Raw genomic sequence first — 19,240 nt, 5'->3', positions numbered from 1 at the left:
ACTGACACGACCGCCGCTCAGCCCGAGTTCGGGGCGGTACTGAAGCCGACCTGTGACGCAACCCACGCGGTCGTTCAGAAGGCTGGACGCTCCGGATCCAGCACGGCCATCCCGTCCACCGGAGAAGACGCCTCCGCGAAGTGCCTCCGAGGGATCCGGCCCGCCCGGTACGCCAGCCGGCCCGCGTCCACCGCGTGGCGCATCGCGTCGGCCATGAGCACCGGCTCCTTCGCCCGCGTCACCGCCGAGGCGAGCATCACACCCGCGCACCCCAGCTCCATCGCCAGCGCCGCGTCCGAGGCCGTACCGGCCCCGGCGTCCAGGATCACCGGCACACGCGCGTGCTCCACGATCAGCTGGAAGTTGTGCGGGTTGCGGATCCCGAGCCCGGAGCCGATCGGAGAGCCCAGCGGCATGATCGCCGCGCACCCGACGTCCTCCAGCCTGCGGGCCAGCACCGGGTCGTCGTTCGTGTACGGCAGCACTGTGAAGCCGTCGTCCACCAGCGTCTCCGCCGCGTCCAGCAGCTCGATCGGATCCGGCAGCAGCGTCCGCTCGTCGGCGATGACCTCCAGCTTGATCAGATCCGTGCCGAGCGCCTCGCGCGCGAGGCGGGCCGTCAGCACTGCTTCCCCCGCCGTGAAGCACCCCGCCGTGTTCGGCAGCACCCGGATGCCCAGCTTCTCCAGCACCGACAGCACCGAGCCGTGCACCGAGGCGTCCACCCGCCGCATCGCGACCGTCGTCAGCTCCGTCCCGGACGCGACCAGCGCCCGCTCCAGCACCTCCAGGGAGGGCGCACCGCCCGTCCCCATGATCAGCCGGGACGAGAAGGACGTACCGCCGAGGACAAAGGGATCGTCGGCCATGGGTCAGCCTCCTTGGACGGCGGTGAGGACCTCGACCCGGTCCCCCTCGGAGAGGGACGTCGAGGACCACTGCGCGCGCGGGACGACGGTTTCGTTGAGCGCGGCGGCCACTCCGGAGGGCGCCGCGGTGAGGGACTTCACGAGCGTGTCGAGAGCCGTGCCCGGCTCGATCCGCCGACGCTCGCCGTTGACCGAGACGTTCATACGGGCTGCTCCGTGAGTGCGAACCGCTTCGGGCTGAACGGACGGGCCATGTCCGGGAGTTCACCGGTGACCAGGGCATGCGCGAGGGCGTCACCGGTGACCGGGGTCAGCAGCACGCCGTTGCGGTAGTGCCCGGTCGCCAGCAGCAGCCCTTCGAGTTCGGTCGGGCCCAGCAGCGGCGCGTTGTCGGGGGACCCGGGGCGCAGCCCCGCGCGGGTCTCCGTGAGCGGCAGCTCGGTGATGCCCGGCATCAGCTCGTGCGCGTCGCGCAGCAGCTCGTACACGCCTCCCGCGGTCACCGTCGTGTCCCAGCCCTGCTCCTCGCTGGTGGCCCCGACGACCAGCTCGCCGTTCTCCCGCGGCACCAGGTAGACCTGGCTGCCGCGCACCACCGCACGCACGGTCCGGCTCAGGAACGGCGCCTGCCGTTTCGGCACGGTCAGCCGCAGCACCTGTCCCTTCACGGGCCGTACGGGCGGCAGTACGTCCTCCGGGACGCCCGCGAGCCGCCCGCTGAGGCTGCCGGCCGCGAGCACCACCTGCCCGGCGCCGAGGGCGGTGCCGTCGTCGGTCACACACCCCGCGGCCCGCCCCTGGACGACGGACAGCGCGGACGCCCACGCCCGGTGGAAGACCACGCCCGCCCGCTCGCAGGCCGTCACCAGCGCCCGTGCGAGGCGCCGCGGGTCGATCTGGTGGTCGCCGTCCACCCGGAGCCCGCCGCGCACGCTCGGCGCGAGCATCGGCTCGAGGCGCCGGCAGTCCCGCCCGGAGAGCCACTCGGAGTCGAGCCCCGACTCCCGTTGCAGCGCGTGCAGTTCACGCAGGTGCGCCCGGTCGTCGGCGTCCAGCGCGACCGCGAGGGTGCCGCACTGCCGGTAACCGAGGTCCTGTCCGGTGAGGTCGGTGAGCTCGGCCGCGAACTCGGGGTAGCGGCGTGCCGAGGCCAGATTCAGGCCGAGCAGCGTCTGCTCGCCGTAGTGCAGTTCCGTGACGGCGGCCAGCATGCCGGCCGCCACCTGGGCGGCGCCGCCGCCCGGTTCGGGGTCGACCACGGCCGTGGCGAACCCGCGTTGTGCGGCCCGCCACGCCGTGACCAGGCCGATGATTCCGCCCCCGAGGACGAGGACGTCTGAAGAACGCGTAGGCGACATGGGCGTCCAGCCCCTCCCTTCGCCGGCATGACCCGGATCAGGTTCGTACGGTCGGAGGCCGCCAGCCTCCCTCTCAGCCCGGTGCGTCCGGGCTCCCGCGAGTATTTTTTGTGCTGGGGGTCCGGGGGTCGCCCCCCGGGAAATGCAGCACGCTGGCCACCCTAGCCCGTGGTTCCACGCCTCTGTAAGGGAGCCTTGTCCCATGCCCGTCTCGCTCGACGGCCTCGTCCTCGCCCCTGTCGCCGACCAGGCCCCAGGTCAGGTGGGTACGCGGACCCGCTTCACGTACCACGAGAAGGACGGCGAGATCTGGGCCGACTACGCGGGCGGCGATGTCGTACGCGGACATCTGGTGGGTACCCGGGAGGGCGACCGGCTGGACTTCCGGTACGTGCAGCTCAAGCGGGACGGCAGCACGTCGTCCGGGCACTGTGTGTCGACGGTCGTGGAGCTGCCCGACGGGCGGGTGCGCCTGGAGGAGACCTGGGAGTGGGAGTCCCAGCCGGGCAACGGGACCAGCGTTGTGGAGCAGGTCACGCGGCACGACGGCTGACTGACAAATTGTCAGTTGTCTATGGTGATCTATTGACGGAGCTGCGCCGAACGTGCTGCTACCAGCGGTTTTGCCGCCGGTAGCAGCGTTGCTCAGGCCGCCTGGGCCGTCTCTGGGCCGTCGTGAGCTTTCCCGGCCGCTTCGTACATGCCGTCCACGGCTGACCGGGTGCGGCTTTCGCTGCTCGGCATGAGGTGCGTGTAGACCTTCAGCGTGAATCCCGGATCACTGTGCCCGAGGTACTGGCTCAGGGCCTTGATGCTCTCTCCCGCGTCCAGCAGCACGGAGGCGTAGAAGTGCCTCAGCGCGTGCATGCCGTCCTCGCGGGACGCTTGGGCCCGCTTGCCCCGCTCAGGCTTAGGGATGACCCCTGCGGCCACGAGAGCAGGCTTCCAGACGCTGAGGTTGAAGGCGTTCCGGTGCAATGCCGAACCGTCCTCGTTGGTGAAGATCAGTTTCTTCGTCACCAGGGGGCCGTCCAGAGTGCGCCACGGCAGGGTGACATCCACGGGCGGGAATCGCTTGATGTGGGCAGCAAGGGCGGTGCTGACCTCCTGGGGGAGAGGTGCGTCACGCACCTTTCCGCCCTTCGGCGGTGCGAAGACCAGATTCTTGTTGATCGGCTTCACCTGGTAACCCACGTGCAGCCAACCCGTAAGGAAGTCCACCTCATCGACCGGCAGGCCGAAGATCTCGCCCTGCCGCAACCCGCAGCCTCCCCCGACGTCGACGGTTGCCCGGAAGCGTTCCGGGAGCGCTGCACGCATGGCGAACACACGGTCCACACTCCACGGCCGTACGCGGCCAGCGGCGGCCTTGGGGGCCCTGACCGACCCGGCGCGGCAGGGGTTCCGAGCAATGAGGCGATCATCCACGGCGGCCCTGAAGACGGACGAGACGTTGCCGAAGATGGCCCGTCGGTACGACGTGGCCAACCTAGACGATTCGAGAGTGTGGGACCACACTCGGATGTGCTCGGGATGGAACGAGCCGAGCGGGCGGGAGCCGATGTGCGGGAAGGCGTGCAGGCGTAGCCGCGTCCCGATGGTCGTGCGGGTTGCCACGTCCGTGGTCTGGGCTGCGATCCAGCGTTCTGCGTACTGCTGGAACGTGGTCCGGCTGGCGCGCGGGTCGATGTACTGGCCGCGCGTCATGTCGGCTTCAATCTGCGAGAGCCACTTCTCAGCGATGCGCTTCTGTCCATCAGGGAAGCTCTTGGACTTCTCGGTGCCGTCGGGGCTGACGTAGCGGGCCCGGTAGCGCAGGCCGGTCCCGTGGCGGTCGGCCTTGACGCGGACGGCCTTGCCGTTGGCGTCGGTCTCGGTCTTGTACCAGCGGTCTTGGATGTGGCCAGCCATGTGGGCTGACCTCCCTTCTCGGTAGCAGGGGGCGCTGCGGGGTCTGGTGGCGTCCGTCCGGCCGGTTTTGGGGTGTGCTGGGCCAGGCCCGCTACTTGCTAGGGGCCTGATCACTCGGGGTTTGGGGTGTTAGCGGGGGTGCTACCGGTAGCGGGTGGGGCCGCTACCGGTAGCAGCGCCGGGCGGTGCTTCAGGGAGGCTGAGACAGGGGGTATCGGGTGCCTTCAGGAGGGGGTTTTCGGGGGGTGCTGGCGCGTGCCTCCCTGCCTCCCTGAAGGGCCATTTGCGCTGATCAGGTAGAGGGATGTGGGCCAGGGAGAAAGGCAGGGAGTTCTCCCTGCCTCCCTGAGTCGGCGGGCCGTTCCTCCCTGCCGCGCGCGGTGTTCGCTGGGCCCCCGGCGGGGAGGCAGGGACGGGGGCTCCGAGGGGCTTCCCGGGGCGGTTTTCGGAGTGCTTCCGGCGGTGCCTCCCCGCCTCCCCGAAGCACGGTTTGCGCTGTTCAGTGCGGGGGATGCGGGCCGGGGAGGTGCTTGGGGAGTTCTCCCCGCTTCCCCGGCCCGGTGGGTGTTGCCTCCCCTGCCGCGCGGCGCGCGGTTCGTGCCGCGCAGTTGCCGCGCGCCGCGCGCTCAGGCCGCATCGTCCAGGGCGGTGCGTTCGGCCTCCCACGCCTGCACGGCGGCCGGGTTGAAGCGGATGTAGCGGCCGACGCGGAAGCCGGGCGGGCCGATGCGCTTGCGGCGCCACTGGTAAACGGTCTCGACGCTCGGGAGGCTGAACATGGTGACCAGGTCTTCGGGGGTCAGGTAGCGGTCCGGGAGGCCGCCGCGCAGGAGGGCGCGCGGGTCGGTGGGTTCTTCGGTGGCCATGGTTTTGGTGACTCCTCGTGTCCGTCGGGGCGGTGTGTGGGAGTGGTGCCGGTTGCCGTCCTAGAGAGTTGGTGTATTTCAGCGTCCGCAGCTTCCTAGCGTCCGCACGGCCGCGTTATCGCAGGTCAGTGGGGGTGAGGTGTGCGGACGCTAGTGCGGACGCTGCGGACGCTGGACGGCTGTAGCGTCCGCAGCTTCGACGTGTCCGGGCCGCTGGTGTGCGGCCCGGCCCGGCGGGCCTTCCGACTACGTCAGTGCTGTTCAGGCGGGGTTCTGCCGTGCCCCGTGGGGGCCACCTCCGGCCAGAGAGAGGCTTGTTCGGGTGCGGGCGCTGATGCGTCGTCATCGGGTGCGCGGGTCAGCGTGAGTAGCTTGTGCCGGGTCCGGTCACGGCTACGCTGCGTGTCGTCCACCATGATCCCGATGGACCGCAGCAGCGGGGCGAGCCGCTTGACCCGGCCGCCCGCGCGAGTGGGATCCACGGGCCAGTTCTTCGGCCGGACCGGCGGCGCGGGCAGCGCCTCCAATAGCTGCCCGGCGGTGCCTTGCCAGGTTCCCGCCTGCTCCACCAGGTGGGCGATGGCCATCGCGAACAGGTCGCCCTCCAGCGCGTCACTGGCGACGTTCTCCGACGTGGCGAGGTAGTCGCTAAGGGTGTTCCAACCCTGCGTCTGGTCAACGGCAGCCAGCACGCGGGCGAAGTCGGCCATGCGCGGCATCGACTCCAGCCGCACCCCGGGCAGCACCGCGAGCACGCAGGCCAGCACGTCGAATAGGGCCCCAAGCACGGCAGGCCGTACCGCCTCAAAAGTGGCGTCCAACTCCTCTTCGGAGCGGCGGTGTCCGGAGTCGATGAGCTGCAAGTCCAGCAACAGGACCCGTTCGGCGAGGTCGCCCGCGAGAGCTCCCGCGTCGATGGTGGTCATGGCGAGCACCCGCTTGAAGGTGAGCACCACCACGTCGTCATCGGTGTACAGGGCGCGGTCTACGACTCCGTCACCGGTCACGGCCTTGCACAGGGTGTCCGACAGCCACGGCGGGATGGTGGAGACGTTGTCCAGGCACAGCGCCCATGAGCTGAACGCCTGCCGCGACCACGCCTTTTCGTCGCGGGGCTGGCTGCGCTTGGCGGCCGGAGAGGGGTCGATGAGGTTGATGAACATCTGCGCGGCCTTGGACTTGCCCGTGCCCTGCTCGCCCTTGCAGACCAGCGCCGGGTGCGGGATGTCCGGGATCCAGGCCGCCACGAGCCACGCCACGAGCTGGTGGAACGACGGCTGGTCCATGTTCAGCAGCGCGTGCAGCTTGGCCAGTCCGTCACCGTCCAGGACGGGGGCGGGCATCGGGGCCATGGCTCCGGAGCGGCGGAAGAGCACCGGAGCGCGATCGACCACGTTCCAGCCGGTCGCGGTGACCACGACCGCGCGGCCGTCGGCGCTGCCGAGGTCGATCACGATTGCGCCGGCGGGGTCACGCCCCACCCGCAGGTGCACAGGTTCCGGGTCGTCGTCTTCCGCGATGCCTTCCAGGACGGTCATGGCGTCCGCGAGTGCGGACTGTGAGGCCACCTCGCCGGGGTAGGCGTCGGCGAACTGCCGGGCAAGACGCTGGCGTAGTCCGCCCTTGTTCCGCAGCGGCAGCGCGATGTTCGGACCCTCGATGGCGACCGCGTACGGGCGGCCGTCGGGCGACATCACGAACCGGTAATGCTCGCGCGCCATGGCCACGATCCGGGCAGCGGCGGGAGGCTTCTTGCCCCCGTCGTCGGCGCTGTGGTCGGGTCGGCGTCCGGCAGATCGGGTCGGGTCGACCGTGGGTCGACTCTTGCGGTGCGTGCGGGTGTTCACGGAGTCGGCCGACTCGTTCACGGTGGTGTTCATCGCGTTCACGGGCCGGGTCGATCCGTTCACGCGGCCGTTCATCGTGCTCACGCGGACACCGCCTCTCCGGTCGGGCCTACGCACGTGCGCACCGGTCGGGGCGCGCGTAGGCAGTCGGGCTGCACGATCGACCGCGAGGGAGCGTGACCGGTCGATTCGTGCAGGTTGGGGGTAGACCGCTCGCCGGTCGGGTCGGCCGTGTCGGCGGGTGTGACGGGGGTCGTCACGCTGGTCAGAGCCGACTCGTGAACAGCGGCGAGTCGGGCCAACAGGGGCCAGTCGTCCCGGCGGACGATCGGCTGAGTCGGGTCGGCCCATGCCAGCAACACCAGGGCGAGCGAGAGCGGGAGCCGGGCGGCCTTGGTCTGGTTGCAGTCGGCGCACGCCAGCAGGAGTGAGGTGACCGACCATGAACGCCACAGCGACTGCGGGGCGATGTGGTCGAGGGTGGCGTCCTTCAGGTCGGTGAACGGACGACGGCAGTACGCGCAGCGCTGCCCGTGGCGGCGCGCGAGCTGTTCTTTGCGCACGCGCCGCCGCGCGGAGTTGAGGGGGTGGCCGCGCCTCATGCCGCCTGCTCCATGTCATCGGCGGTCAGCGAGCGCAGCGCAGTCGCGCACGCACCCAGCACCGGAAGCACCTGGTAGCGCGGGACGTCCAGCCGCCGGGCAACCTCGGTGATGTTCAGGTCCTGGCCCACATGCAGCAGCAGGGCCCGACGCGAGATCTCGTCCATGCGCAGCAGGGCCGCACGCTGTGCCGCGCTCATGCGCGCCAGCTCCTCGCGCTCCCACCGCGGCAGCGACTCCAGCGGCACCGGGTCAGCCGACAACACGGGGTTCTCGATCTGGATCAGCAGCAGGGCCGTTTCCACGAGCCGGTTGGCGGTCGGGTAGCTGACCCCGACGCGTTCGGCCACCCGCCGCATGGGCATGCCCTCCAGGCGCAGCAGCAGCGCCGTCCGCTCCCGCTCCGGCAGCTTGGACACCATGGCGTCGAGGTAGGCGGGCAGCGTCGTACGCGCACAGCCACTGGACAGCACCGGGCACAGGGTGTTGCAGGTCACCGGGTCGGTCCAGTCGACCGGGAACTCCGATGTGGACCCACGGCGGAAGTACTGGTGAACCTCCGTCTTGACCCGGCCGAACAGGAAGATCCGGCGGTCGTCTTCGCTCAGTTCGTCGGCTGCCATGAGCGGCTTGGTGGTCTCCCTGGCGACGGCCACCCACACGTCCTGCGCGATGTCGTCGGCCAGCTCCCGTGCCTGGAGACGGTCCATGCCGTAGTTCATCAGCTTGCGGGCCGCGTATCGCTCCAGGCGGCCCCCGCCGAACTCCGCGTACAGCTCAGCCAGCCGCTCCGACTGCTTGGGCGTGAGAGCGATGATCTCGCCCCGCTCCAGCTTCCGCCCCCCCGGGCCATTGCCCCGAGACGCGGTCTGCTCGGCCCTACGTTCCGTCTTGGTTCCAGGCATGATGGATTTGCCCCTTCGAGGGTCGGGGAGCGGCTGACTGCTTGGCGGTAGGTGGCCGCTCCTTGCTGTGTCGGGCCATGGCGACGTATGCGCGTCATGGCCCGCCTTGCGTTCCAATCTGGTGCGCACCAGTAGATTGGCATCTGGTGCGCACCAGATGCAAGGGGGTGTGCGCAGAATCCGTGAGGTCCGCGGTTGCTGCATGCTTCGAGGGAACGCCCGAGAAGGGGTGTGTCGGTAGCCAACAGGCCTTAATGGCCGGGGTGTTAAGACTGGTGTTAACCCCTTCCGACCTGCGGGATTTGGTGCATGCTGGTGTGAAGTCCGAACGGCCTAGCGACTGGGGGCGGTATGCGTGAGTGAACGGCTGAGGGAAGCTCGAAATGCTCGCGGTTGGTCTCAGGAACGTCTCGTGCGGGAGATCGAGCGATACGCCCGCCAGCACGCGCTTGACGTCCCGACGACCGCGAGCCTCCGCGTCTACGTCTCTGAGTGGGAGAACGGCAGGCGCAAGATCTCAGCGCGGTTCACAGCGATCCTCCGGCCTCTTCTTGGGCTCACTGATGGGGAGTTGCTCGGGGAGATGCAGACGGCCGGGCCGCCGCTGGTAGGCGGCTACGACGAGCTGATCAGCCGAATCGATTCGGCCGGGAGCGTCGGCCTCAGCATGGTGAAGACCTTCACTGATCAAACCGAGTTGTTCCGCACGATGGACAGGCAGATGGGGGCCGCTTCCCTCGTCGACCAGATGACGGGCCATCTGGCCCGGCTCGAAGATGCGCTCACGTTCGCTGTCCTCCCCGACACCCGCCGGCCGGTTGCTCAGGCGCTGGCTGCCGCCGCGACGCTCGCGGCCTGGCAGGCCCTGGACGCGGGGGCCGTCGAACGGGCTTGGCGAAACTACGAGTTGGGCAAGCGGGCGGCGCAGGAAGCCGGAGAGCCCATGTACCTTGCGCACGCCATGGCGGAACAGGCGTACGTGCTCGGCGAGGCGGGGCGGCCGGAACTGGCCGTGGCGCTCGTGCGCGACGCTCGCAGGGCAGCAGACGGCCACGTGTCGCCCCGCCTTCAAGCGTGGCTGTACGCGGCCGAAGCGGAGCTGTGCGCCAAGGCCGGGCCCGAACTGGCCGACGACTGCCGCCGGGCTCTGGACATGGCCGCGTCCGTGCTCCCGCCCGGCGATGACGCCAGGGACCCAGACATGTTGAGCATCTTCCTGAACGGCTCGCACCTGGCTCGCTGGCGGGGCAACGCCCTTGCGATGCTTGGGGACGACGACGCGGTGGGCAGCCTCTACCAGGCGCTTGACTCGCTCGATTCCACGTTCGTGCGCGCCGAATCCGGGCTGAGGTGCGACCTTGCCCAAGCGCACTTGGCGCGCGGCGAGTACGGCCAGGCGCAAGAACACCTGCGGACTGCGCGCCTACTGGCGAGCCGCACCGGATCGGCGCGGCATCGCCGTAGGATCGATCAACTCACGCAGAGGCTGTAGACGCGTTCGTCCTGTTCGCGAGCACGTGCAGCAGGGCAACGAGGGTGCCGGACCCCATGAGCTGACCGCGCCCCATCAGGTCGGGGATGTCGGCGAGCGGTACCCACTCGACGCGGCCCGCTTCCTCCGTGTCCGTCGGCTCGCCTACGTGCTCGGCACTGTGCGCTACGAAGATCTCGTGCGGCGAGTCCACCATCCCGACCATGGGCTGATAGGTGACGACGTGGTCAAGGTTGGCAGGGCGCCAGCCTGTCTCTTCCTCAACCTCCCGCGCGGCACACGCGCGGGCATCTTCGTCCGCGTCGACGATGCCGCCAGGGAGCTCCCAGCCCCACTGGTCCGGCACGAAGCGGTAGCGCCACAGCATGAGCACACGGTCTTGGTCGTCCAGCACGGCCGTGATTGCGACGTGCTGTAGCCGCACCACGTGGTGTTCAAAGCGCTTCACGCCCGGGGGCTCGACGTCGACCAGGTCGAGCCGGACCCAGCGGTTGTCATACACGGGCCGCTCGCCGTAGATCTGCCACGGTTCCAGCTCTCCCGAGCTGGCGCCCATGCGTCGCTGAGTGGGGGAGGACGCCGGCACTCGGTACGAACTCCGGCCGTGCACCTCCAGCACGCCTTCCGCTACGAGTCGAGCTAGCACCTGCCTCAGGGCGGTGCGGCCGATGTCGAGTTCCTCCGTCAGCGTGCGCTCAGACGGCATCTTGTCGCCCGGCGAGAACTTCCCCCCTCCGACCCACTCACGGATCGTGCGCTCCACCCGAGCCGTCTTGGTTTCTGCCATTCCCGCAGCACGCTCCCCATTCGTTGGCTGGTGCACACCAGCGTAGTCAGTTGGTGTCCTCCCCTGTGGGGGCCACCTTCAAGAGTCTTCAAGGCGTAGTACGGAGCGGCCTACGGCCGCGCGACCTTTGGCAGCTCGCTGCGCTCGCGCGCGACAGCCGTCGGAGCTCCCAAGCGCCATCGCGCGCTTCCGGCGGGCTCGTTGCCGCGCAAGAGACCACCCGGCGCGGGGTGTCTCTTCGGCGTTCTGGATGAGTCAGCGTCCGCAGCGTCCGCAACCTGCCCCCATCTAAGAGTCGCTCTGACCTGCGGAAACGCGCTACTAGTAACAGAGCGTGCCCGGACGCTGCGGACGCTAGCGGACGCTAAACATTTTGTTTAGCGTCCGCAGGAACAGTGCAGGTCGGAAGGGGTGGACGCCGCCCGGCGGACGCTGCGGACGCTATTTCCCCTCAACTCTCCAGTAAGAGAGTGAAGGACGGCTCTTCAGGTGAGGGCTCGCGGTGCGCACGGTTGCCTGTCCCCCTCTGAAGAGCCGTGGTGAGCCGCATAGAGCGGGAGGGCCCAGCGACACTCACCCACGTCTGCCGCCCCCCTTGGAAGGCCCCCGGACGGCATTCCAGGCGGGCGGGCAGGTCCGTCGCCCGCTCCTGGATTGCCGTCCTCGCGTACAAGCAAGAGGAGCACCACGGCGCCGCGGGGGGTGCTCCTCTTGCTTGTACGCGCCTTGCATTCGGCCGTCATCCCGCCCGATTTAGGGTGGTTGCAGCCGTCGGATGCATCGACAAGGCCGGTTGACCCCCTGCAACCGCCTCTGACCTGTGGGTTTCTCAGTTTCCACGGTTTCCGGGGAGGGGTCCCAATGCGCACGCGCGCGTACGGAGGCGGAAACTGCCGTCCCACGGCGCCTCCGTGAGGCCATTGGCGGCCGTTCGCCATCCCAAGGGTCTTCCACCCCTCGCGAGGGGGGCCAGGCACTCTGAGGGGCGTTCACGGCCTTCGCCCACACGGCGGTCGCCGCGCGAGCGCAGCGAGCTGCCAAGGGACGTGCGGCCGTAGGCCGTTCCTTCCTGCTCTTCCTCCCCCGACGCACTGGCAGCCTGCTGGCACCCCCCACTTGTCGCTTGTCGCTTGTCGCTTGTCGTGAGGAGGTAGGGCCGCACTGCGCGGGAGTCGAAACAGGCTCTGACCTGCGAGCCGACAAGCGACAAGACAAGCGACAAGCGACAAGCCTCCCAGGCCCGATAGCGATCCGGCCGGCGCCCCTCTCAGAAGCGCCGAACGGCACGATTCCGGGGTCTGCCCAGATAGCTCGCTAACCGCTAACGTGCTGGTCACGAGCGACTTTGGTCGCTAGCGGGGTCGCTAACGTTAGCGCTCCCTGCCGCTAGCGCTAGCGGCAGATCGGGCCCTGGCCCGGGCCGTCTGTGGGCCGTCCGAGGGCGGCCAGCGACGACAGACAACGACAGACGACGAGTGCTTCATCCCTGGTTGCGGGGGCATTGGGTACCCCATGTGCAGGTAGGCGAGACGTGTCACGAGTCTATGGTGATCAGGTGAGCGAGCAGACGACGACGTCGCGGCGGGTGGTGGTGGTCGGCGCGGGCATGGCCGGCGTGCAGACCGCGGTCGCCCTGCGGGAACAGGGCTTCACGGGCACGGTGCGGGTGATCGGCGCCGAGCCCCACCAGCCCTACGACCGCCCCCCGCTGTCCAAGGCCGTCCTGCTCGGCAAGGCCGAGGGATCCGCCTTCGACGTGGACTTCGAGGCGCTCGGCATCGAACTCGACCTCGGCCGCGAGGTGCTGGGCGTGCGCCCCGCCGACCATGAGCTGGACACCGCCGAAGGCCCGGTCCCGTACGACGTCCTGGTCCTCGCCACCGGTGCCGAACCGATCCGGCTGCCGGGCGCCGAGGGCGTGCCCGGAGTGCATCTGCTGCGCACCCTGGACGACGCCGAGCGGCTGCGGCCCGTGCTCGCCCGGCAGCACGACATCGTGGTCGTCGGCGCGGGCTGGATCGGCGCCGAGTTCGCCACCGCCGCGCGCGAGGCGGGCTGCTCGGTGACGGTCGTCGAGGCCGCGGACCGGCCGCTCGCGGGCGCGCTGCCCGCCGAGGTGGCCGCGCCGATGACCGCCTGGTACGCCGACAGCGGGGCCGAACTGCGCACCCACGCGCGCGTGGCGCGCGTCGAGCCCGGCGCGGTCGTCCTCGACGACGGCTCGCGGCTGCCCGCGGACGCCGTCGTGGTCGGCATCGGCGCCCGTCCCGCCACCGCCTGGCTGGCCGGCTCCGGCATCGAGCTCGGCGCGCACGGCGAAGTGGTGGCCGACGACCATCTGCGCACCTCCGCGCCCGACGTCTGGGCGGTCGGCGACTGCGCCTCCTTCCCCTCCGACCGGTACGGCGAGCGACTCCTCGTCCACCACTGGGACAACGCCCTGCAGGGCCCGCGCACGGTCGCCGCCGACATCATCGGCGAGGCCCCCGTGGTCTACGACCCGGTCCCGTACTTCTGGTCCGAGCAGTTCGGCCGCTTCGTCCAGTACGCCGGCCATCACGCCTCGGCCGACACCACCCTGTGGCGCGGCGACCCGACCGGCCCCGCCTGGACGGTCTGCTGGCTCCGCGAGGGCCGCCTGATCGCCCTGCTGGCGGTGGGCCGGCCCCGGGACCTGGCGCAGGGGCGGCGGCTGATCGAGGCGGGGGCGCGGATGGACCCGACGCTGCTGACGGACCCGGCGCGGCCCCTGAAGGCGGCGACGGTATAGCCCCTGGTCGGACGGGCCTGGCTTCCTGATGTCAGTGCGGGATGGCAGGCTTGTCCTGTGACCGAGATTGACGCAAAGATCGATGCTCTCGTCCCCGCCTGGCTCACCCTCCCCGACATCGCCGAACAGCTCGGCGTCGAGGTGACACGTGTGCGGCAGCTGGTCAAGGAGGGCCAGCTCATCGCCGTACGCCGTGGTGAGAACCGCGCGCTGCACGTCCCCGCCGCCTTCATCGACGGAGACAAGGTCGTCAAGGGCCTGTCCGGGACCCTGACGCTGCTGCGGGACGACGGCTTCACCGACGAAGAGATGCTGGAGTGGCTCTTCACCCCCGACGAGAGCCTGCCCGGCACCCCCGCGCAGGCCCTGAGCGAGAATCGCGGCACGGAGGTGAAGCGCCGCGCCCAGGCGCTCGCCGTCTGAACCGATCAACAGTCCCGGTGTACGGGCCGCGGGGCGCCCGGGGCCCGTACACCACCGATCACGGGGGAACACGTATGCCCGCCACCGCACGCGAGCGTCTCTCCGACGCCCGGTTGTACCTCTGCACGGACGCCCGCAAGCGCCAGGGCGACCTCGCCGAGTTCCTGGACGCGGCCCTGGCGGGCGGTGTCGACATCGTGCAGCTGCGCGACAAGGGCATGGAGGCCGCCGAGGAGCTGGAGCACCTGGCGGTCCTCGCCGACGCCTGCGCGCGCCACGGCAAGCTCCTCGCGGTCAACGACCGCGCGGACGTCGCCCATGCCGTGGGCGCCGACGTCCTGCACCTCGGCCAGGGCGACCTCCCGGTCCCGGCCGCCCGGGCGATCCTCGGCGACGACGTCCTCATCGGCCGCTCCACGCACGCGGACTCCGAGGCCGAGGCTGCCGCCGTCCAGGAGGGCGCGGACTACTTCTGCACCGGCCCGTGCTGGCCCACCCCGACCAAGCCCGGCCGGCATGCCCCCGGCCTGGACCTGGTCCGGCACACCGCCGCCCTCGGCACCGACCGCCCCTGGTTCGCCATCGGCGGCATCGACCTGGGCAACCTCGACGAGGTGCTGGACGCGGGCGCCCGCCGGGTCGTCGTCGTACGGGCGATCACGGAAGCGGACGACCCGGGGGCCGCGGCGGCGGAGTTCACGAAGCGGCTGCGGCAGGCGTAACGGCCCTCGAAGCCCGTATCGGGCCGTCAGCGGACGCCGTTTGTCCACGGACTGGACAACAACCCGACAATTCGGGCAAATGCCAGCCATCTGGTTGGGGGGACCGTCGCCCCCTGACTAACCTTCGGGTATGGCCCTCGGCACCGCATCCACCAGGTCGGACCACGCTCGTACCGTGCGCGAGATGCTCGCGACCGGCAAGACGACGTACTCCTTCGAGTTCTACGCCCCGAAGACCCCGAAGGGCGAGCGGAACCTGTGGAACGCGCTGCGCCGGGTCGAGGCCGTGGCGCCCGACTTCGTCTCCGTGACCTACGGCGCGGGCGGCACCACCCGTGCCGGTACGGTCAAGGCGACCGAGGCCATCGCCTCCGACACCACGCTCACCCCGATCGCCCACCTCACGGCGGTCGACCACTCGGTGGCCGACCTGCGCAACATCATCGGGCAGTACGCCGACGCCGGGATCCGCAACATGCTCGCGCTGCGCGGCGACCCGCCCGGCGACCCCATGGGCGACTGGGTGCCGCACCCGCAGGGCCTGACCTACGCCGCCGACCTCGTCGAACTGATCAAGACGTCCGGCGACTTCTGCGTGGGCGTCGCGGCCTTCCCCGCGATGCACCCGCGCTCCGCGGAGTGGGAGACGGACGTACGGCACTTCGTCGACAAGTGCCGGGCCGGCGCGGACTACGCGATCACCCAGATGTTCTTCGATCCGGAGGACTATCTGCGGCTGCGTGACCGGGTCGACGCGGCCGGCTGTGCGACCCCGATCATCCCCGAGATCATGCCGATCGCCAGCGTGAAGACGCTGGAGCGCATCCCCTCCCTCACCAACGCCGCCTTCCCGGCGGCTCTGAAAGAGCGGATCCTCACAGCAAAAGACGATCCGGCCGCTGTACGCTCCATTGGCATCGAATTCGCCACGGAGTTCTGCGCGCGGCTGCTGGCCGAGGGAGTGCCGGGTCTGCACTTCATCACGCTCAACAACTCCACGGCGACACTGGAGATCTACGAGAACCTGGGCCTGCACCACCCATCGCGGGCCTAGACCGGCCGCACCGCTGTACGACACACTGCGTAACGGCCACTGGGAGAGGGGCGTACATGGGCTGGACGGTCCTCTACATTGCGTTCGGCATCGTCGCGCTGTGGCTGCTCGGTGAGGTGCTGCTGCAGTACAAGGCACGCCTGCGCTGGCGGCTGCTCGCCTTCGTCGGCTTCCTGGGCGTGGTGCTCGGGGTGCTGATGCCGTCCGTGATCGTCATCGGTGTCGGCGCGGCCGCCTTCGCGGTCGGCCAGACCTACGTCACGCTGTCGTTCCGCCGCGGCTTCGCCTCCGGCTGGGCCGTGAACGCTCCGGCGCTGGGCGGCTCCAAGCGCCGCCGCGGTGAGCCCGACTACCAGGACCCGACCCTGGAGGTCTCCGACCTCGAAGCGGGCGAGGGCCACTACGGCGACGAGGGCGGCTACGGCCGCGACAGCGCCGGCTACGGCCAGGACGACGCCTACGACCGCGACGACGTCTTCACGCCCTCACGCCCGGCGGGGCCCTCGGCCGCCGAGACCACCGCGGTCTACGAGCCGCAGCCCATGCCGGAGGACACCGGCTCCTACGGCGTCTACGGCGCCCAGCAGGACCCTTCCTACGCGGCCGCGGCCCAGTCCCAGGACCAGTACGCGACCGCGTCCCAGGGCACGGACCAGGGCTACGGCTACGACGGCTACACCGGTTACGACCAGCAGCAGTACGGCTACGACCCCACCGGTCAGCAGCAGTACGCCGCCTACTCCGACCCGTACATGGGCAACCAGACCTACGGCGGCGGCTCGTACGACGCGGGTTACGGCCAGCAGTACGGGCAGCAGGGCTACGCCCAGGACCAGTACGTCACCGGCACCTACACCGGCGAGACGACCCCGTCCGGCGGGGTGTGGGTCCCGCAGCAGCGCAGCACCGACGACCCCTACGGCGGCGAACTCCCGCCGGAGCAGCAGTACCCGTACCAGAGCGGCCAGGGGCAGCAGGGCGGCGGGTACGACGAGCAGTACCGCTTCTGACTCCTCACTGAGAGCCCCGGAAGTCTGGTCCCTCCACGATCAGCCCGGCGACCAGCGCGCCCGACATGCCCGCGTGGGGGAGACCCCCGCCGGGGTGCGACCAGCCGCCGACGCTGAACAGGCCCGGTATCCGTGTGCTGTTGGCCGGGTACAGGAAGGTCCCCTCGGCCGCGGCCAGCGCGGGCGCGGGCACTGCGCCGCCCTCGGCGCCCGTCTCCGCCTCGGTGTGCACCGGCGTACGGACCTCGCGCCACAGCGTCCGCTCGCGCAGTCCCGGTATCGCGCGCTCGGCGGCCTCGACCATCCGGTCCGCGAAGGAGTCGGCGGCGCCGGGCGCGGTCCAGTCGTACAGCGTCCCTGAGGGCACCGTCGCGGTGAGGACCACCGACTCGTGCTCCTCGTCGGGCCTGAGAGCGGGGTCGTCCGGGCGGTCGACGCGGACCGTCGGCCGCGCGGGCGGCTCACCGAGCCCGAAGGAGTCCAACTCGGCCCTGCGGTCCGGGGCGTGCACCACCGTCCGGTGCGCGGCACCCGCCTCGCGCGCACCACGCAGCGCCAGACAGACCACGACCCGGCCGCCCGCTCCCCCCTCCGGCCGGGGCTCCACGTCCTCCACGCCGTACAGCTCCCGGCCGCGCACCAGCTCGCCCAGCCGCCACGGCCCGGTGCCGACCACGAGATCCGCCTCCGCCACCGTCCCGTCCGCGAGCTCAAGCCCTGCCGCCCGGCCGTCCTTCTCCAGGACCGCGGTCACCTCGGCGCCGAAGTGGAACTCGACCTTCCGAGCCAGGCACCGCTCGTACACCACACGCGCCAGCTCCCGTATGCCGCCGAGGACGTACCAGGTGCCGAAGGCGTGCTCCATGTACGGCAGGACGGCCGCGCTCGCCGGAGCGGCCTCGGGGTCCAGGCCGTACGCGAGCGCGTGGCTCTCCAGCAGAGCGGTCAGCCGGGGATCACGCAGCTCCCAGGCGCCGATCTCGGCGAGGGTGGCGGCCCTGCGGGTGCGCAGCAGGCGCTTGTGCGGGACCGCCGGATAGGGCTCGCGCTCGGCCAGCACCCGCCAGTTGGGCCACAGGGGCTCCTCCAGGAGCGGTCTGCGGCTGCGGTCCCAGGACTCACGGGCCCGGACCAGGAAGTCGCCCCAGCGTCCGCCCGCTCCCGCGCCGAGCGCCTCGTCCAGGGCGGCGACGACTCCCGCGCGCGAGGCGTTCGGCAGCGACACCTCGGTGCCGTCCGCGAAGACATGCCGCGAGGACGGGTCGACCTGGAGCAGCTCGACGCGGTCCTCCAGAGGCTCCTTGCCGGTCTTGACGAACAGATCACGCCAGACGGCGGGCAGCGTCAGCAGACCGGGGCCGGTGTCGAAGGAGAAGCCGTCCCGCTCGAAGCGGCGCACCGCTCCGCCGTACGTCTCCGTACGCTCGTACACCGCCACCCGGTGGCCCGCGACGGCCAGCCGGGCAGCGGCCGCCATCGCGCCCGTCCCGGCGCCGATCACCGCAATCCGTGCCATGTCAGGGACTTTATCCGCCACCACTGACAGTCACGGCGCCGGAGGCCGCCCGGCCTGCCGGCCCCCAGGCCCCCGGGCGAGGGGGAGTACCGACACGGACGCGATCGTGACCAGTGGGCGGCGGGTCGGCGTGGGCCTGCGGGCGCAGGGCTGAGTACGCGTACCTAGGCGGTGAGATGAGTACGCGCGCGGATGGGGGACGACCTGCGTGAACGAGAGAGTGGAGGCACGGAGAAAGGGCACGGCTCCGGCACCGGCGACACGGGGCGCCGGAACGGAGCCGCCCTCGATCCGCTCCTTCCGCCGGCCCGAGCGTCGGCGGAAGCGAGACACGGGGAACCCGGAGGAACGACCGGACGGGGGACCAACGGGGGAAACGGGGGAACGAAGGAAGCGCCGGTTCGCGGTGGCCCGTTGGGGGACATGGCCATCTCGGACCGGCGCTTTCGTGTGCGCGGAAGGCCTCAGCGCCGGCCGCTCACCCGTCCTTGAAGCAGCCGTGACAGCGCCGCGTGCACATCGTCCAGCGAGCGCTCCGGCTGGAAGGACTGCCAGTCCAGGGCGGCCACCAGGACCATGCCGACCAACGCGGCGGCGGTCAGCTGGATGTCGATCTCGTCGCTGAACTCGCCGTTCGCCACACCGTCGCGCAGCACGCCCTCCACCACGGCGACCACGTCCTGCCGCACCACCATGAGCGTGGACTGCCAGGCCCGGTTGGTGCGCCACAGCTCGGCCACGTACAGCTGGGTGAAGGCCGGGTAGGCGGCGATGAAGCCGAGCCCCGCGCGGATCATCGCGTCCAGGGCGTCCACCTTGCTGCCGCCGTCCCGGTCCGTGCGCTCGGCCGCCTCCTTCAGAGAGGCGGCGAGCAGGCCCACGCCGTGCCGCAGCAGCTCCTCGAAGAGGACCGACTTGCTCGCGAAGTTGTAGTAGACCGTGCCCTTCGCGACCCCGGCCCGCTCGGCGATCTCGTCCACCGTGGTGGCGGAGAAGCCCTGCTCGGCGATGAGCGTGACGGCGGCCTCGTAGAGCTTCTGCCGGGTGGCCTCACGGCGGGTGCTGCCGCCCGACGCGGCGCTGCTGCTTTCCATGGCCATGATTGTCC

Annotated in this window: 18 protein-coding genes and 1 riboswitch; of the genes, 7 read left to right on the top strand and 11 right to left on the bottom strand. The window is 70.6% G+C overall.

Annotation, left to right across the window (positions count from 1 at the left end):
- Positions 1–74: 74 nt before the first annotated feature.
- The 3 genes from H4N64_RS23485 to thiO form a co-directional block, all read right to left on the bottom strand.
- Complete coding sequence (locus tag H4N64_RS23485; RefSeq protein WP_186284386.1) at positions 75–869, bottom strand: thiazole synthase; 795 nt, start codon at positions 867–869, stop codon at positions 75–77.
- A 3-nt stretch (positions 870–872) separates the two neighbouring features.
- Positions 873–1,073, bottom strand: a complete 201-nt coding sequence (gene thiS, locus H4N64_RS23480; RefSeq protein ID WP_186284385.1) for a sulfur carrier protein ThiS — start codon at positions 1,071–1,073, stop codon at positions 873–875.
- Positions 1,070–2,227 carry a glycine oxidase ThiO gene (gene thiO / locus H4N64_RS23475; protein ID WP_186284384.1) on the bottom strand — a complete coding sequence of 386 codons (1,158 nt, stop codon included), beginning with the start codon at positions 2,225–2,227 and terminating at the stop codon, positions 1,070–1,072. The genes thiS and thiO overlap by 4 nt, the downstream gene beginning before the upstream one ends.
- A riboswitch (TPP riboswitch) is annotated at positions 2,225–2,336 on the bottom strand. (Overlaps the previous gene by 3 nt.)
- A 93-nt stretch (positions 2,337–2,429) precedes the next feature.
- Here thiO and H4N64_RS23470 point away from each other — a divergent pair.
- A complete protein-coding gene (locus H4N64_RS23470; RefSeq protein WP_186284383.1) occupies positions 2,430–2,780 on the top strand; it encodes an avidin-fold protein in 351 nt (116 codons plus the stop codon).
- 92 nt (positions 2,781–2,872) lie between these two features.
- On the opposite strand, the gene H4N64_RS23465 is transcribed toward H4N64_RS23470, so the two are convergent.
- From H4N64_RS23465 to H4N64_RS23445, 5 genes are all read right to left on the bottom strand, one after another.
- Positions 2,873–4,138 carry a tyrosine-type recombinase/integrase gene (locus tag H4N64_RS23465; protein WP_186284382.1) on the bottom strand — a complete coding sequence of 422 codons (1,266 nt, stop codon included), beginning with the start codon at positions 4,136–4,138 and terminating at the stop codon, positions 2,873–2,875.
- Positions 4,139–4,764: 626 nt separating this feature from the next.
- Entirely contained in the window at positions 4,765–5,004 is a 240-nt protein-coding gene (locus tag H4N64_RS23460) for a helix-turn-helix transcriptional regulator (protein WP_186284381.1), read from the bottom strand.
- Between the two features lie 251 nt (positions 5,005–5,255).
- Positions 5,256–6,926, bottom strand: a complete 1,671-nt coding sequence (locus tag H4N64_RS23455) for an ATP-binding protein (RefSeq protein ID WP_260859928.1) — start codon at positions 6,924–6,926, stop codon at positions 5,256–5,258.
- 5 nt (positions 6,927–6,931) lie between these two features.
- A complete protein-coding gene (locus H4N64_RS23450; RefSeq protein ID WP_186284379.1) occupies positions 6,932–7,453 on the bottom strand; it encodes an HNH endonuclease in 522 nt (173 codons plus the stop codon).
- Positions 7,450–8,358: a sigma-70 family RNA polymerase sigma factor gene (locus H4N64_RS23445; protein WP_186284378.1), complete on the bottom strand. Its 909-nt coding sequence runs from the start codon at positions 8,356–8,358 to the stop codon at positions 7,450–7,452. The genes H4N64_RS23450 and H4N64_RS23445 overlap by 4 nt, the downstream gene beginning before the upstream one ends.
- Before the next feature lie 412 nt (positions 8,359–8,770).
- Here H4N64_RS23445 and H4N64_RS23440 point away from each other — a divergent pair, with 412 nt between their 5' ends.
- On the top strand, positions 8,771–9,850 hold the full coding sequence (locus tag H4N64_RS23440) for an XRE family transcriptional regulator (RefSeq protein ID WP_336246789.1): 1,080 nt from the start codon (positions 8,771–8,773) through the stop codon (positions 9,848–9,850).
- Here the strand turns inward: H4N64_RS23440 and H4N64_RS23435 are convergent.
- Complete coding sequence (locus H4N64_RS23435; protein ID WP_186284376.1) at positions 9,834–10,637, bottom strand: NUDIX domain-containing protein; 804 nt, start codon at positions 10,635–10,637, stop codon at positions 9,834–9,836. The two genes, H4N64_RS23440 and H4N64_RS23435, sit on opposite strands and share 17 nt — an antisense overlap.
- A 1,606-nt stretch (positions 10,638–12,243) precedes the next feature.
- Here H4N64_RS23435 and H4N64_RS23430 point away from each other — a divergent pair.
- The 5 genes from H4N64_RS23430 to H4N64_RS23410 all read left to right on the top strand — a co-directional run bounded on the left by H4N64_RS23430 (position 12,244) and on the right by H4N64_RS23410 (position 16,616).
- Positions 12,244–13,407, top strand: a complete 1,164-nt coding sequence (locus H4N64_RS23430; protein WP_260859927.1) for an NAD(P)/FAD-dependent oxidoreductase — start codon at positions 12,244–12,246, stop codon at positions 13,405–13,407.
- 57 nt (positions 13,408–13,464) lie between these two features.
- The gene (locus tag H4N64_RS23425; protein WP_186284374.1) at positions 13,465–13,830 is read left to right on the top strand and encodes a helix-turn-helix domain-containing protein; all 366 of its coding nucleotides are present in this window, start codon (positions 13,465–13,467) and stop codon (positions 13,828–13,830) included.
- 74 nt (positions 13,831–13,904) lie between these two features.
- On the top strand, positions 13,905–14,552 hold the full coding sequence (thiE, locus tag H4N64_RS23420) for a thiamine phosphate synthase (RefSeq protein WP_186284373.1): 648 nt from the start codon (positions 13,905–13,907) through the stop codon (positions 14,550–14,552).
- A gap of 130 nt (positions 14,553–14,682) precedes the next feature.
- On the top strand, positions 14,683–15,606 hold the full coding sequence (gene metF / locus H4N64_RS23415; RefSeq protein ID WP_186284372.1) for a methylenetetrahydrofolate reductase [NAD(P)H]: 924 nt from the start codon (positions 14,683–14,685) through the stop codon (positions 15,604–15,606).
- A 56-nt stretch (positions 15,607–15,662) separates the two neighbouring features.
- Positions 15,663–16,616: an SCO2102 family sporulation regulator gene (locus H4N64_RS23410; protein ID WP_186284371.1), complete on the top strand. Its 954-nt coding sequence runs from the start codon at positions 15,663–15,665 to the stop codon at positions 16,614–16,616.
- 4 nt (positions 16,617–16,620) lie between these two features.
- On the opposite strand, the gene H4N64_RS23405 is transcribed toward H4N64_RS23410, so the two are convergent.
- Complete coding sequence (locus tag H4N64_RS23405; protein WP_186284370.1) at positions 16,621–18,132, bottom strand: phytoene desaturase family protein; 1,512 nt, start codon at positions 18,130–18,132, stop codon at positions 16,621–16,623.
- Positions 18,133–18,596: 464 nt separating this feature from the next.
- Positions 18,597–19,226 carry a TetR/AcrR family transcriptional regulator gene (locus tag H4N64_RS23400; RefSeq protein ID WP_186284369.1) on the bottom strand — a complete coding sequence of 210 codons (630 nt, stop codon included), beginning with the start codon at positions 19,224–19,226 and terminating at the stop codon, positions 18,597–18,599.
- Positions 19,227–19,240 lie beyond the last annotated feature (14 nt).

Source organism: Streptomyces cupreus (assembly GCF_014257025.1).
In the GTDB taxonomy this organism is placed as follows: domain Bacteria; phylum Actinomycetota; class Actinomycetes; order Streptomycetales; family Streptomycetaceae; genus Streptomyces; species Streptomyces cupreus.
Note: the sequence above shows the minus strand (reverse complement) of the source record. Positions and strands in the feature narration are given on the sequence as shown.